Annotated in this window: 15 protein-coding genes and 1 pseudogene; 9 read left to right on the forward strand and 7 right to left on the reverse strand. The window is 69.7% G+C overall.

Translation table 11 applies throughout. The features are described from left to right. Nucleotides 1–28 precede the first annotated feature (28 nt). Complete coding sequence (locus ACQEUX_RS04305) at nt 29–1,102, reverse strand: hypothetical protein (RefSeq protein ID WP_433041407.1); 1,074 nt, start codon at nt 1,100–1,102, stop codon at nt 29–31. Between the two features lie 347 nt (nt 1,103–1,449). On the opposite strand from ACQEUX_RS04305, the gene ACQEUX_RS04310 reads away from it, so the two are divergent. Beyond that, on the forward strand, nt 1,450–2,169 hold the full coding sequence (locus ACQEUX_RS04310) for a cellulose binding domain-containing protein (protein ID WP_433041410.1): 720 nt from the start codon (nt 1,450–1,452) through the stop codon (nt 2,167–2,169). Nucleotides 2,170–2,197: 28 nt separating this feature from the next. Here the strand turns inward: ACQEUX_RS04310 and ACQEUX_RS04315 are convergent, their stop codons facing one another. Continuing rightward, nucleotides 2,198–2,995, reverse strand: coding sequence for an SAM-dependent methyltransferase (locus ACQEUX_RS04315; protein WP_433041413.1), 798 nt, complete (start codon nt 2,993–2,995; stop codon nt 2,198–2,200). A gap of 338 nt (nt 2,996–3,333) precedes the next feature. On the opposite strand from ACQEUX_RS04315, the gene ACQEUX_RS04320 reads away from it, so the two are divergent. After that, nucleotides 3,334–3,726: a hypothetical protein gene (locus ACQEUX_RS04320; RefSeq protein WP_433041416.1), complete on the forward strand. Its 393-nt coding sequence runs from the start codon at nt 3,334–3,336 to the stop codon at nt 3,724–3,726. 46 nt (nt 3,727–3,772) lie between these two features. Here the strand turns inward: ACQEUX_RS04320 and ACQEUX_RS04325 are convergent, their stop codons facing one another. The 4 genes and pseudogenes from ACQEUX_RS04325 to ACQEUX_RS04340 all read right to left on the reverse strand — a co-directional run bounded on the left by ACQEUX_RS04325 (nt 3,773) and on the right by ACQEUX_RS04340 (nt 7,639). After that, the gene (locus tag ACQEUX_RS04325; protein ID WP_433041419.1) at nt 3,773–4,540 is read right to left on the reverse strand and encodes a hypothetical protein; all 768 of its coding nucleotides are present in this window, start codon (nt 4,538–4,540) and stop codon (nt 3,773–3,775) included. Between the two features lie 128 nt (nt 4,541–4,668). Next, nucleotides 4,669–6,804, reverse strand: coding sequence for an RNA polymerase recycling motor ATPase HelR (gene helR, locus ACQEUX_RS04330; RefSeq protein WP_433041422.1), 2,136 nt, complete (start codon nt 6,802–6,804; stop codon nt 4,669–4,671). 106 nt (nt 6,805–6,910) lie between these two features. Then, nucleotides 6,911–7,216, reverse strand: a pseudogene (locus tag ACQEUX_RS04335) (barstar family protein); the annotation flags it as partial. A 42-nt stretch (nt 7,217–7,258) separates the two neighbouring features. Continuing rightward, nucleotides 7,259–7,639, reverse strand: a complete 381-nt coding sequence (locus tag ACQEUX_RS04340; RefSeq protein WP_433041425.1) for a YccF domain-containing protein — start codon at nt 7,637–7,639, stop codon at nt 7,259–7,261. 204 nt (nt 7,640–7,843) lie between these two features. Between ACQEUX_RS04340 and ACQEUX_RS04345 the strand changes: the two genes are divergently transcribed. From ACQEUX_RS04345 to ACQEUX_RS04360, 4 genes are read left to right on the forward strand one after another with little or no spacing between them, the layout of a single operon-like run. After that, the gene (locus tag ACQEUX_RS04345) at nt 7,844–8,164 is read left to right on the forward strand and encodes a type VII secretion target (protein WP_433041428.1); all 321 of its coding nucleotides are present in this window, start codon (nt 7,844–7,846) and stop codon (nt 8,162–8,164) included. A gap of 10 nt (nt 8,165–8,174) precedes the next feature. After that, nucleotides 8,175–8,876: a WXG100 family type VII secretion target gene (locus tag ACQEUX_RS04350; protein ID WP_433041431.1), complete on the forward strand. Its 702-nt coding sequence runs from the start codon at nt 8,175–8,177 to the stop codon at nt 8,874–8,876. 7 nt (nt 8,877–8,883) lie between these two features. Continuing rightward, nucleotides 8,884–9,648 (forward strand): EndoU domain-containing protein, encoded by a 765-nt coding sequence (locus ACQEUX_RS04355; RefSeq protein WP_433041434.1) that lies wholly within the window; start codon nt 8,884–8,886, stop codon nt 9,646–9,648. 14 nt (nt 9,649–9,662) lie between these two features. Beyond that, complete coding sequence (locus ACQEUX_RS04360; RefSeq protein WP_433041437.1) at nt 9,663–10,247, forward strand: hypothetical protein; 585 nt, start codon at nt 9,663–9,665, stop codon at nt 10,245–10,247. A 35-nt stretch (nt 10,248–10,282) separates the two neighbouring features. Here the strand turns inward: ACQEUX_RS04360 and ACQEUX_RS04365 are convergent, their stop codons facing one another. Further along, nucleotides 10,283–10,660 carry a winged helix-turn-helix transcriptional regulator gene (locus ACQEUX_RS04365; protein WP_433041439.1) on the reverse strand — a complete coding sequence of 126 codons (378 nt, stop codon included), beginning with the start codon at nt 10,658–10,660 and terminating at the stop codon, nt 10,283–10,285. A 121-nt stretch (nt 10,661–10,781) separates the two neighbouring features. Between ACQEUX_RS04365 and ACQEUX_RS04370 the strand changes: the two genes are divergently transcribed. The 3 genes from ACQEUX_RS04370 (at nt 10,782) to ACQEUX_RS04380 (ending at nt 12,754) form a co-directional block, all read left to right on the forward strand. Then, the gene (locus tag ACQEUX_RS04370) at nt 10,782–11,663 is read left to right on the forward strand and encodes an NAD(P)-dependent oxidoreductase (RefSeq protein WP_433041442.1); all 882 of its coding nucleotides are present in this window, start codon (nt 10,782–10,784) and stop codon (nt 11,661–11,663) included. Nucleotides 11,664–11,779: 116 nt separating this feature from the next. After that, nucleotides 11,780–12,022, forward strand: coding sequence for a hypothetical protein (locus tag ACQEUX_RS04375; RefSeq protein ID WP_433041445.1), 243 nt, complete (start codon nt 11,780–11,782; stop codon nt 12,020–12,022). A gap of 135 nt (nt 12,023–12,157) precedes the next feature. Further along, entirely contained in the window at nt 12,158–12,754 is a 597-nt protein-coding gene (locus tag ACQEUX_RS04380; RefSeq protein WP_433041448.1) for a hypothetical protein, read from the forward strand. The last annotated feature ends 42 nt before the right edge of the window (nt 12,755–12,796 follow it).

Below are 12,796 nucleotides of genomic sequence, written 5' to 3' on the forward strand. Positions count from 1 at the left end.
GGAGACGGAGACAACCACCGCGTGCCGGTCAGTCGATGGTCGGCGGTGCCGTTCTCGCCGCCTCGGCGAGCGCCGCCGCCGCCCCGGCGTACGGGTTGTAGCTGTAGGTGCGGGCAAGGCCGGCCGGAACGGTGAAGTACTCGGCCGACAGTTTCGCCGGGTCGCTGGCGATCTCCCCACGCGCGGGTGCGTCGTTGCCGTCGTCCCAGCCCCAGGGTGCGTTGGCCGAGTTGGTCGAACAGCTCCAGGTGCCGGCGCCGCAGTCACCGGAGGTGTCGCCGGCGAACGTGCCCAGGCCGGCGAACAGGCTCGCGTTGGCTCGCTGCGCCCACAGACCGCCGGAGGCGAAGATGTCGATGAGCTGATACCGCACGTCGCGGTCGTTGCCACTGCTCGGCGTCTCGGCGACTGTCGACGGGTAGTAGACGACGCCGTCGCCGTTGATGTTGTACTGCGGGTACGCCTTCAGGCCGTGGCCCTGGGCCTCCTGCGCCGTCACCGGGTGCTGGAACGTGTCGTGCGGTGACGCCTGGAACTGAAGGGTGCCGTCGACGCTCTCCGGACCGCTGGTCCAGGTGCTGCCGGCCGGCGTGTACGAGAAGAAGTCGCTGTGCGCGACGGTGACGGCCGAGCGCAGCACCCCGTACGGGGAGCCGTCGCGCTCGATCGCGAACAGGGCGCCCTCGCCGTCGTTCTCGTGCTCGGTCTCGAAGAACGGGTGGTCCGTCCAGTCCCGGGGATGGAAGAAGAGGTAGGTGATGTACCAGTGGGTGCTCGTCTCGACGACGGAGTAGTACGCGTGCGCGGCGAGTGAGGTGCCGGCCTGGCCGGCTCGGTCCCAGTTGTTGCGTCCGTCCAGGTCGCCGTCAAAATCGACCCTGGTGAGGTAGTCCGACTGACCGCCCAGGGCGTGGGTGCCGGTGGCGTCGACGTCCTGGTAGTGGATGGGCGCCCAGCGGAGGGCGAGTTCGGCCCGGCTGACGGCGGCGCCAGCGGGCGTCGGTGCGACGAGTTGGGCAGCCGCCAGCACTGTCGCAGCGCCTGCCGCGAGCAGTGCCGTCGCCACCCGGGGTCGCCGAGTTGTGCTGCTTCTGTCGAGCATGGTGTGCTCCCGCGTCCGAGGTGATAGACCGTGATGGATCATTCTCGGCCCGGACGCCCGCCGCGTGTCCGTTTGGCGAAGAGAAGACGGACGATGTTCGACCGGACAGCGTCGGTCTTGTATTGATGTTCGTCGACTGCGATGCTGTGGATCGGTCGCGCTCGGGAGCCAGCGCGACACTCCTTTCCGGACCCGGGGACGCGCGCGGTGGTCACGCCACCCGTGCCGGGCAGTCCTCGCCAGCGGCCGCATGCCGATCGCCGTCGAGTGGCCCCTGCGCATCGTCCGGACCGTACGGTCGGCCGCCCATCGTCGGCCGCGACGGCGACGGTTTCGCGGAGGTACCGATGTTTCGCTTGTTCCTGGCTGTCACCACCATCGCCCTGGCCGGCTGGGCCGGGACGACCGGCGCCGCCGAGGCGACGCCGGCACCGTCGCCATCAGTCACGCCGGTGTGCCCGCCGGCGCTGCCGATCCACGGTCAGGTGTCCGCCGCCACCACCACGAGCCTGACCATCACCTACTCGATGCTGCTCAGCCCACCCTGCGGCTACGACCCGCCGATCACGGTCAGCCTCTTCACCAGCCGCGAGGACGCCGAGCGCTGGCAGGCGCCGGTGGCCGAAACCGTCTCCGGTCCGGAACGCTACGGGACCGTGTCCATCGGCCGGCTGACCCCCGACACCGCGTACTGGTTCCGGTTCAGCGACGCCGAGGGTCGGCGAGATCCGTACGTGATCGGCGGGCCGGCCCGGACCCTGCCGCTGGTCTCCTGCCGCGCGACGGCGACCATCGACGCCCGCTGGGGCAACGGCTTCGTCGTCACGGCCACGGTACGCAACACCGGGATGGAGCCGCTGGACAGTTGGCGCGTCTCCTGGCAGTGGTCCGGCGACGAGCGCGTCCAGGCGGTCTGGGGCGGGGTGGCCGAGACGGTCGGTGCGGACGTGACCATCCGCAACGCCTCGTACAACGGGACGCTCGCGCCGGACGGTGTGACGACGTTCGGTCTGCTCGTGGCGGCCAGCGTGGTCCCCGATGCGATGACCCTGGCGTGCGACCGGTGACCGGCGGCACGCCAGGGGCTCGCGTCGGTCAGGGCTTGCGGGCCACCGCTCCGTAGGCGTCGATCCCGGTGGCGTCGGCGTCGTCCGGTCGCCACAGGGGGATCGGCACGAGGCCCGGCTCCACCATCGTCAACCCCGAGAAGCAACTGGCGAGCTCCTCCGGGCTGCGCAGAATGTACGGAACACCGCCGCTCTGCGCCAGCCGGTCGGCACCGGACACCACCGCCGGGCTGGTGTTGGTGCCGTCCCACAGCACCAGGTGACTGCCGGACGGCATCGCGTCCATCGTCCGCCCGACGATCGAGCGCACCACGGCCAGGTCGGGCTCGTAACCCATCACGCCCATGTACATCACGGCGATGGGCTGGTCGAAGTCGAGCGTCTGCGCGGCCTCGGCGAGGATCTTCTCCGGGTCGTGGTAGTCGGCGGGTACGTAGGTGGTGACGCCCTCCGAGGTCGTACTGGCCAGCAGCGCCCGCGCGTGCACCAGCACCATCGGGTCGTTGTCCACGTAGACGATCCGCGCGTCGGGCGCGATCCCCTGGGCGACCGCGTGCGTGTTCTGCATGGTGGGCAGGCCGGTGCCGATGTCCAGGAACTGCCGGATGCCCGCCTCGGCGGCGAGGTGACGCACGGCCCGCACCAGGAACAGGCGCGACTGCTGCGCCATGAGGACGATCTCCGGGTAGACCTCGGCGACGGCGTCGCCGGCCGCCCGGTCGGACTGGAAGTTGTCCTTGCCGCCCATCCAGTAGTTCCAGATCCGTGCCGCGTGCGGCACGTCGGGCTGAAGCTTCGCGGCGAGTTCGGCGTCCGGACCGGCCATGCCAGGCTCCTATCGAGGGGGTCGACGGCGGGAGGTCACCACCGCGGTACGACCGGGATGGTACTCCGGAGGCGTCCACTGTCGACGTTGGGTGTGCGGGCGTTCGTCGATCCCGCCGGGCGCGGCCCTGTTCGGGTTTGTTCGGGACTGTTCGGGGTGCTTTCGGCGGGCCGGGCCGTCGATCAGGCTGAAGCGGGAGCCGGGCGCTCCACCATACGGTCGACGACACCCCTCGGGGTCCTCTCTGGGCCGGCGCGGGGGATTGCCCGGATGTGTCGACGTGCCCGGTGGGGTGACGATCACCTGACCGATCGAATCGTTCGACGGAGGTTTCCGACATGGCCGACGCCCGGGTGCACCCCGCGCAGGATCGTCCGCCCCGGTTGGCGCCAACCGGGCTCGTCGTCGTCCGGGCGCTGTTGTTCGTCCTGGTGGCCGAGCACGCGTTCTCGCTGTTCACACCGCCGTACGGGATCGGTGTGCCACAGGCGTTCCACCTCAGCTTCGGGCTGCTCTACGCGTGGCTGGCGGTCAAGCTCCTTGACGGCCGCCCCTGGACGCGGGTCCTCGTCACCGTGCTCCTCGCGGTGCAGTTCGTCGGACGGATCGTCGTCTTCGCGCTCATCGACAACCCGTGGATCCGACTCCTGCTGATCGTCGGGGCTGTCCTGACCATCGCCGTGGTGTGGCTACTGTGGATTGTCCGTCCGGTCCGGGTGTTCTTCCGGTGAGCTGGAGCGGCTCGATCAGGGTGGCTCGCCTGGCCGCCGAGGCCGGTCAGTAGCCCCGGTTTGGCCAGTGCGGGTCGTCCCATCGGGCCGGGCCGTTGATGCCGAGCAGCCTGATCCGGTGCAGCAGCTCCGGGTCGGTGTCGACCATCCGCAGCCGGGCGGGGGCGTGCTGGAGCAGCCATGCGGTGAGCTCCGCGCGGAGGACTTCCTCCTCGTCGTCGGTCAACTCCCAGGTTCTCCACGGCGGATCGTCGCGGAGTAGGTCGTACTCCCACTCTCCGAACGCCTCGGCGAGCCGCCGGTTCGCCACGGGACTGGTCGCCGTTGCCCAGGCGCCAAGCCAACGGTCGAGCGCGCCAGAGGCCTCCACGAGCATGGCCAGCACCGCGTACGCCGGCACTTCGGCGTCTGGGTCGCTGAGCGTGACGACCCACCAGGCGTCCAGGAACTCGCGGATCGTCGTCGACTGCTCGGCGGGCCACTGCTGCCAGCGGCCGAGCGCGAACGCCCGTCCCGCATAGTCCATGCTGCCCAGACGCTCCACCTCGCCGCTGACCAGGGCCGTGGCGAGTTGGGGCAGGATCCGGCGCAGCATGGCGGCGGGAAAGTGCCAGTCGCCGGCCCAGTAGGTACGGCGCAGCAGGTCCGGGTCCAACTCGACGTTCGGGGTCTTGAGCAGGGCAAGTTCCTCGGCGCTGCCCCAGTGGCACTCGCAGTTGCTGTCATCGGGGTGGGCGGTCATGCCACGGAAGGTGGTGGCGAGATGGGCCAGGGCGGCGTCGAGTCGACGCCGGGCCGGCGTGGATTGCGTCATGGAGATACGCCTTCGGTGACTCCGGCAGCGGCCGAAGAGCGCCACGCTACTGGTTGAGCCAGCCGTACGCCACGGTGATGTGGTCTACGTCGCGATCGTGGCGGCGTCCCCGGCTGGGCTGAGCGCCGTCAGGAACTGGTCAGGATCACGAGTTGCTGGGTCGCCCGGGTCATCGCGACGTAGCGGTCGACCGCCCCTTCGATGCCCGTGCCGAACGCCTCCGGGCCGATGAGGACGACCAGGTCGAACTCGAGCCCCTTGGCCTGCTCCGGGCTCAGCGACCGGACGCGGGACGTCGGCGGGAACGTCGGGTCGCCGATCACGCAGGCGATGCCGTCGGGATGCGCGGCGAGCCAGGTGTCGAGGATCGAGCCCAGATCGGTGGCCGATCCGTGTACGACGGGGAGCCCGTTGCTGCGGATGGAGGTTGGCACGTTGGCGTCCGGGAGCACGGCCCGGATGACCGGCTCGGCTTCCACCATGACCTCCTCCGGCGTCCGGTAGTTGATGCTCAGGGACGCCAGCGTGATTCGGTCGAACCCGACCCGCTTGAGGCGTTCCTGCCACGACTCCGTGAACCCGTGCCGGGCCTGGGCGCGGTCACCGACGATGGTGAAGCTCCGGGACGGGCAGCGCGCCAGCAACATCTGCCACTCGGCGTCGGTCAGCTCCTGCGCCTCGTCCACGACGATGTGCGCGAACGGGCCGGCGAGCAGGTCCGGGGCAGCGCCCGGCAGTGCGGACTCGTCGACCAGGACGTCCCGCAGGTCCTGTTGGCGCAGCATCGTCAGCAGGCCCTCACCGTCGTCGTAGGTGTCGGCCGCGAGCAGTTCGTCGACGACCCGGGCCATGTGCTCACGTTCGACGGCGGCGGTGGGGTCGTGCCGACGTGTACGCCCCGACCCCTCCGGGTCGCCGAGCCGCTGTCGCGCCGCGTCCAGCAGCGGCAGATCGGACACGGTCCAGGCCTGGGCGTCGTCGCGCTGCAGCATCCGGACCTCGTCCGGGCTGAGCCAGGGAGCACATTTGCGCAGGTACGCGGGCACCGACCACAGGTCTCCGACGAGATCGGCCGCGTCGAGCAACGGCCAGGCGTGGTTGACCGTCGCCCGCAGTTCCCGGTTACGCAGCAGCGAGTTGCGGAGCACGTCGTCCGGCTCGTCGCCGTCGTACCTCTCGATGAGGATGGTGAGCAGCTCCTCCCAGATCTCCTCGCGCGCCTCGTTGTGCGGGGTGCCCGGACCCGGCGCCTGGAACGCGTCGGCCCAGTCGTCGGCGCTCAGGCGGATGTCGGCGTCGCCCACCGTGATCGTCATTGGGGCGACCGGCGGGTCCTCGTAGAACCGGACGGCCGCGTCGATCGCCCGGACCAGTTCGGCCGAGGACTTCAGCCGGACCACCTCCGGGTCGGTGTCGTCGGTTGCCGCGGCCCCCTCGGGGACGAGGTCGCGCAGGGTGCAGGTCTGCACGTCCTCCTCTCCGAGGCTGGGCAGGACGTCGGCGACGTAGGCCAGATAGGGCTGGTGCGGCCCGACGAAGAGCACGCCACCGCGGCGCTGGCCGAGGCGCGGGTCGGAGTAGAGGAGATAGGCGGTGCGGTGCAGGGCGACGACGGTCTTCCCCGTGCCCGGACCGCCGTCGACGACGAGCGCGCCGGCCGATCCGGCGCGGATGATGGCGTCCTGGTCCGCCTGGATCGTGCTGAGCACGTCACGCATCCGGCTCGACCGGGCGCTGCCCAGACTGGCGATGAAGGCGGACTGGTCGTCGAGCGCGACGGCGTGCCCCACGAACCCGTCCGGGGTGAACACCTCGTCCCAGTAGTCGCTGATCCGCCCGCGGGTCCAGCGATACCGGCGGCGGCTCGCCAGGCCCATCGGGTTGGCGTGGGTCGCGCCGAAGAACGGCTCGGCGGCGGGTGAGCGCCAGTCGAGCAGCAGCCGTCGACCCGTGCTGTCCGTGAGGCCACGACGTCCGATGTACACGGGCTCGGGGTTGTCCGCCGTGACGACGTGGCCGAGGCACAGGTCCAGACCGTAGCGACTGAGTGCGCGCAGGCGGGCGGTCAGCCGGCGGACCTCCTCGTCCCGGTCGACGGCCTGCCGGCCCTTGCCGCCGGGCGCCCGGCGCGCGGTGTCCAGGCGGTCGGACAGTTCGGCATGCGACTGCTCCAGGCTCTCCGCCATGGCCGCGAAGTGCTGCTCGTCGCGGCTGATCAGCGCCGGGTCGGCCTTGGGTGAGAGGTGGTCGGGGAGATCGAACACGGAGTGCGGCAAGGAATGCAATTCGCGACTTCCATTTCGGCAGATTCTGGCCTCGGCCGACGATTTTGCGGCACGACCAGGGTCTTGCCGCAAGCCCCCCAGTGCGCTATACGTTAGGAGTGGAAGGGGTGACGTGTCCCCGTTCCCTTGATCGTCCGAGCGCTCCCGCGACCTCCCGCCGCAACGCCGACGCCTCCTCGTCGCCGTCGCAGAGCAGCAGCACCGTGAACGGGACGACCCCGCCGAGCGGGCTCGTCCAGTGCTCAACGGCCTGCTGAAGGATCTGAAACAGGATGCGTCGATCCTCCGCGCTGCCCGACAACAGCCAGGGCATGTTCTCGAGAATGATCAGATACCCGTCCGCGGGCAACCAGTGCAGATCGCGGAGACAGTCGGACAACGCGTTCCAGTTCCAGCCGAAGCGGGTGGCCGCACAGGCCCGTTCCGGCGCGGGTCATGGTGCGTCGACGACCTCGCGGCCGAGGGGCCAGAACGCGGCCGGAACGAGCTTGAAGTTGGCGATGCCGAACGGGATCCCAATGATCGTGACGCAGAGGGCGATGCCGGCGATGACGTGGGACAGCGCGAGCCACCAGCCCGCCAGCACCACCCAGAGGACGTTCGCGAACCCGGAGGCGACGCCCGCGCCGGGCTTCGGCACCAGGGTGCGGCCGAAGGGCCACAGTGAGTAGACGGCGAGCCGAAGCGACGCGACGCCGAACGGGATGGTGACGACCAGGACGAAACAGATCAGCGCGGCGACGCCGTAGCCGACCGCCAGCACGATGCCGCCGCCGAAGATGAGCCACAGCACATTCAGTACGAAACGAATCACCACTCCAGCATGGGCGATGCTCGCCACCGGACCGCGCGGGCCTCGCAGAGGTCGACCAGCATCACCGAGCGGTGAGCCCGCTCACGCCGGACCGATGAACCTGATTCGGGGTCACCTCGATGATCGGTCCTTGTTAGACTCCGCCGTTAATGATCATGGGGGCGCGACGGGCCGCGACGACCACCGAAGCTGGCGGTGATTCTGATGAACGACGGGTTCGCGGTCGACGCGGATGAGATCCGTGCCCACGCCCGCAACATCGAGGCGTTGGCGGGGCGCTTCGCGGCGGTGAAGGCCGCCAGTGGGCACATCGCACAGGACGACTCGGCGTACGGGTTGCTGTGTGGCTGGATCTCCGGGGTCCTGGAGAGCAAGCACGTTCGGCAGGACGAGTTGTTCGCGGCGGTCGAGGAGAACCTGACGCTTGCCGCCATCGGCCTGCGCCAGACGGCGGACGACTACGACACGGTCGACGGTGACAACGCCACGCTGATGAGCGGCGTGGGAAACCAGTTGACCCCGTGAGCGTGACGCGATGACCGACATGTCACTGGTCGCCGATGTCACGTCGACCCGCGAGGTCTGGACGGGCGCGTCCCTGGCCGACAGCGTCGAGGGCCTGGTCGACGCGATCCGGAGCGAGGGCTGGGTCGACGACCTGCTCGCGGGTGCCGCGTTCGGGCTCGATGCCGTGGTGACCGTACTGGACCCGTTCAGCGCGCTGCTGTCCAACGGTCTGGGCTGGGCGATGGAATACTTCGAGCCGCTGCGGGAGATGCTCGACAAGCTCACCGGCATGCCCGACGTGGTCGCCTCGCACGCCGCCACCTGGAACAACATGGCCACCGAGTTGCACAGCATGGCCAACGACCTGCGGTCACACCTCGACGGGGACGTGCCCGAGTGGTATGGCCCGGCCGCGCAGGCGTACCACGGCTTGATGGACCACAACGTCGAGGCCCTCGGCGGGCTCGGCGCGGTCTCCGCCGCGATGGCGGCGGCCACCGAGGGCGCCGGAAACCTGGTGGCCTTCACCCGCGACATCGTCCGCGACCTCATCACCGACCTCGTGGCGCGTGTGATCGTCTGGGCGGTCGAGGCGATCTTCGTCGTCACGATCCCGGTGATCGCCGCGCAGATCACGGCCGCCGTCGTCAAGTGGGCCGGGCGCATCCTCATGTACGTCGGTGCGCTGATCACGAGCCTGACCAACCTCACCCGCATCCTGAACGGATAAGGCGTCCATGGCGAAGCCCGGAAAGCCCGGCGACGGCAGTGGTGGCACGGATGGAGGTGGCGGCACCGGCAACCCCTCGAAGAGCTACGGTGGCATCAACGCGGGCAACGGCATCTCCAGTGCCCAGCAGGCCACCGGCCGGGCGGCGACGCAGGGGCACCCGCCCGGGGTCGCTGGCCCGGGGTCCGGCAGTTCCAGGCCCGCGAGGCCCACCCGGCCTCCCGCGCCGACCCAGCCGCCGGCGCCGGACGGCATCCACCACAGCCCGGTGTCGGAGAAACACATCCTCGAGGGCGATGGCGGCCGGCAGGGCGGCCACCTCGCGGGCACCGGGCTCTCCGACAAGACGGAGTTCCCGCAGAGTTGGGACAGGGAGAAGATCCTCGACGCCGCGCGCCAGGTGACGCAGCAGGGACCGCCGGTCAAGGGACCGTCCCCGGCCAAGGACGCGGACGGCAATCCGGTGTGGGTCTACGACTACGAAGGCGTGGTCGACGGCATCACGGTCAAGACGACGGTGCTCGCCGACGGTGAGATCCGCACCTCCTACCCGCCGGACGAGAGCGAGCCCGGCGTCATCAAGAACGACAAGGCGCCGACTCCTGCGCCGGCCGGAATCCCGATGAGTGTCCCGCCCCGTTACAGTAACCCCGCTATCGGTGGCGACGGCAGTTGGACCTGGGAGGGTCCGAAGGGCAACCGGATCATCAGGGTGATCCAGGACGCCCAGGGGAACGTCACAAGAACCGATCTCGGTCCCTACAAGAAATGACCACTATGGATGCGATGACCCACGCGGCGGTCGCCGATCTGTGCCGGAGGCTCGTGGGCCGGCTGGCCGACGACAACCTCGGCACCGTGCGGGAGCACTACGCGGCAGGTGACCTCGACCTGGCCGACGCCACCCTCCTGCTCAGCCTGGCGTACTACAACGTCGGCATCACCAGCGAGGAACGGGCCCTGCTGCGCACCTTCGTCGGTGAACCCGACGGCCCCGACCTGGCCGACGTGCCGGCCATCGCCGAGGTGCCGCCACTGTCGTACCGGTTCAGCCCCAACGGGCCCGCGGACGCCCCCGACCCGACACCGGCCGACACCCTCCTGTCCGCCGACGCCCCGCGCCGCCACGGCCGCAGCCTGCACCGCGCCTGGCGGACGCCCCTCGACGGCGCACCCGACGCGGCGGCGTGGTCGTACGTGTTGCAGGTGGCCGAGGGCACGGATGAGCTTTCCGCGTACTCGGGTGTGATGGCGCAGTTGTGGACGAAGCTGAAGCTGAAGTGGCCGGTGGAGGTCGTCGCCGAGGGCTCACCGCGGACGCCCTACCAGGAAGCCGCGCTGGCTGCCGCGCAGCCGGTCTGGCGCGCCTGAGAGTGTCGTGTCGCGGGCCGACCACGTGAGTGGGCTCAGCGAGGAACCGCCCCGGCCACGTCGACCGAAATCTTTTCCGCGCCGATCCGCCGGATGCGTTCGGTGCCCCATCTCCCGAGGTCTGCCAGCGCGGCGTTGAGGGATACGCCGTGCTCTGTCAGGGAGTACTCCACCTTCGGCGGCACCTCGCGGTACACCTCCCGATGCACGAGCCCGTCTTCTTCCATCTCCCGCAGATGTTGGATCAGCATCTTCTCGCTGACGCCCGGCAGACCGCGCCGGAGCTCGGCGAACCGGCGGGTTCCGTAGTGGTGCAACTCCCAGAGGATCAGCGACTTCCACTTGCCGGCCACCACGTCCATGGCGGCGTCGATGCCGCAGAAGTAGGGACCACGTCGTGCTGATGCTGCCATTCGCCCTCTCCAAGACCTACTTACCCGTAGGTGGGTACCTCACTAATTAGTCCGTACTGGTCAACTTTATCGGCTGCGGAGAGGATTTCCCCGAACGACGAACACGAGGGGAACCCCACACATGACAACCAACAACAGTCTTCGGGTGAGCATGCTCGGGCTGGGCGCGATGGGTAGCGCTCTCGGAGCCGCCCTGGTGCGGGCCGGACACCCGACAACAGTCTGGAACCGCTCAGCGGGGAAGGCGGACGACCTCGTCGCGCAGGGCGCGCAGGCCGCCGCAACGGCAGGCGACGCGGTCCGGGCCAGCCGGCTGGTGATCGTCTGCCTGCTGGACCACGCGTCGGTGCACGACGTGCTCGATCCGCTCACCGACGAGTTGGCCGGACGTACGTTGATCAACGTGACCACGACGTCACCGGAGCAGTCTCGCGAGTTGGCCGCCTGGGCTGCCGATGCCGGGGTCGCGTACCTGGACGGCGGCATCATGGCCATCCCACCCATGATCGGCCAGCCCGGGTCCTCGATTCTCTACAGTGGATCAGCGGACGTTTTCGACCAGTACAAGCCGCTGCTCGACCTGTGGGGCGACAGTACCTACTTCGGTGCGGACGCCGGGCTGGCGTCCCTGTACGACCTCGCCCTGCTCGCGGGCATGTACGTCATGTTCGTCGGATTCGTGCACGGCGCCGCCATGGTCGCGCCGGCCGGCATGACGGCGGGCGAGTTCGCCGCCATGGCCGCACCCTGGCAGAGCGCCATGACCGGTGCGTTCCAAGGGCTCGCCGCGGTCATCGACGGCGGGGACTACACCGTCGACGGGCAACAGAGCCTGGAGTTCTCCGACGTCGCCCTGGGCGGCATCCTGGACGCCAGTGCCGACCAGGGCGTCAGCACCGAAGTGCTCGCCATGGTCCAGCGCCTCATGCGACGCCAGATCGACGCCGGCCATGGAAAAGAAGGCTTCGCGCGAATCGTCGAGAGCATCAGGCAACCGCGCTGAGCGGCGTGCGTCGCAGCCGCCTCGTCACCGCGATCGGCTCACACCGGCCCTGGGACGGGTCGCGGTAATGTACCGCCTGAGCCGTGCCGAGGCGCTCCGGAGCCCAGTGGGATCAGATGTGGGCGTTGCTGCGGCGTACGCATTTCGGGCTCGTCGAGGCGAGCAACCAGTGGAAGCTCGCGTTCGGCCGCGCCGAGGCGACCGCTGATCCGCTGGAGCGAGAGCAACGTGCCTATGCGGCGACGGAGGCGTTGCTCATGAAGATCGAAGGCATTCGAAGTGCCGAGACGGAGAAGTTCTTCGGCTCGCTGGCCTTTCCGGATGAGTCCGCGCTGGCCGGCAAGCCGTTTCGCCCCTGATCGCGTCCTGCCCCGCGGTGCGACCGCCCTCCCGGATCAGGGTTGTTCAGTGGAAGACCTGAGACGGAATCCAGGGGCCGGGCAAGGGACGTTCCCGGAGGCTGGACGGGCGCTGGCGGCCAGATGATGGCTGGCATGAAACGCGCTGCCCTTTATGTCATCGCCGGGCCGGTCGGTATCGCGGCCTACGGTCTCGTGCGCCTGTGGGGAAGATCCGACGGCGTGTACGGCCCGGGGCTTGACTGGCAGGCCGCGCACCTGGTCGGCCTTGCCGGCATGGTGTTCTTCGTCCCGGCCGTCCTCGCGCTGTCCCGCCTGCTACCACGCAGCCCATGGCGTAACGGGGTGGTGGCCCTCACGCTGGTGGGGCTCGCCGCGACGATGGTGCAGTTCGGCGCCGACATCGTGGAAGGGCTGCTGGCCGCGGACCGGGCGGAGATGTCGGCGCTCGGCGCGGACTTCAAGGACATTCCCGGCGTCGAGGTGGTTTTCTACGACGTCGTGCCCCAGCTCTTCTTCCTCGGCCTGGTCGTTCTCGCGGGCATGCTCGCCGCCAGACGGCGACTGCCCTGGTGGGGCGTTCCGCTACTGCTCACCGGCACCCTCCTGCCGGTGGTCACCCTCGACCTGCTGCCGATCGGCGGCCTGTGCATGCTGGTGGCGCTCGCGCCTGCGCTGCCAGCCCTGCGCCGCCAGGGTGAGCGGGTCGAGCCGCCCGTGGCCGTTCAGTGAGGACGGGCTGGTCCCCGCCGTCAGGGCGACGACGGGGACCAG

It is taken from the genome of Micromonospora sp. CA-259024 (genome assembly GCF_050936255.1).
Taxonomy (GTDB): Bacteria; Actinomycetota; Actinomycetes; order Mycobacteriales; family Micromonosporaceae; genus Micromonospora.

Excerpts from the sequence above, each read along its gene's own strand:
- ACQEUX_RS04305 (WP_433041407.1), bottom strand. The coding sequence starts at position 1,102 with ATGCTCGACAGAAGCAGCACAACTCGGCGACCCCGGGTGGCGACGGCA.
- ACQEUX_RS04310 (WP_433041410.1), top strand. The coding sequence starts at position 1,450 with ATGTTTCGCTTGTTCCTGGCTGTCACCACCATCGCCCTGGCCGGCTGG.
- ACQEUX_RS04315 (WP_433041413.1), bottom strand. The coding sequence starts at position 2,995 with ATGGCCGGTCCGGACGCCGAACTCGCCGCGAAGCTTCAGCCCGACGTG.
- ACQEUX_RS04320 (WP_433041416.1), top strand. The coding sequence starts at position 3,334 with ATGGCCGACGCCCGGGTGCACCCCGCGCAGGATCGTCCGCCCCGGTTG.
- ACQEUX_RS04325 (WP_433041419.1), bottom strand. The coding sequence starts at position 4,540 with ATGACGCAATCCACGCCGGCCCGGCGTCGACTCGACGCCGCCCTGGCC.
- ACQEUX_RS04345 (WP_433041428.1), top strand. The coding sequence starts at position 7,844 with ATGAACGACGGGTTCGCGGTCGACGCGGATGAGATCCGTGCCCACGCC.
- ACQEUX_RS04350 (WP_433041431.1), top strand. The coding sequence starts at position 8,175 with ATGACCGACATGTCACTGGTCGCCGATGTCACGTCGACCCGCGAGGTC.
- ACQEUX_RS04355 (WP_433041434.1), top strand. The coding sequence starts at position 8,884 with ATGGCGAAGCCCGGAAAGCCCGGCGACGGCAGTGGTGGCACGGATGGA.
- ACQEUX_RS04360 (WP_433041437.1), top strand. The coding sequence starts at position 9,663 with ATGACCCACGCGGCGGTCGCCGATCTGTGCCGGAGGCTCGTGGGCCGG.
- ACQEUX_RS04365 (WP_433041439.1), bottom strand. The coding sequence starts at position 10,660 with ATGGCAGCATCAGCACGACGTGGTCCCTACTTCTGCGGCATCGACGCC.
- ACQEUX_RS04370 (WP_433041442.1), top strand. The coding sequence starts at position 10,782 with ATGACAACCAACAACAGTCTTCGGGTGAGCATGCTCGGGCTGGGCGCG.
- ACQEUX_RS04375 (WP_433041445.1), top strand. The coding sequence starts at position 11,780 with ATGTGGGCGTTGCTGCGGCGTACGCATTTCGGGCTCGTCGAGGCGAGC.
- ACQEUX_RS04380 (WP_433041448.1), top strand. The coding sequence starts at position 12,158 with ATGAAACGCGCTGCCCTTTATGTCATCGCCGGGCCGGTCGGTATCGCG.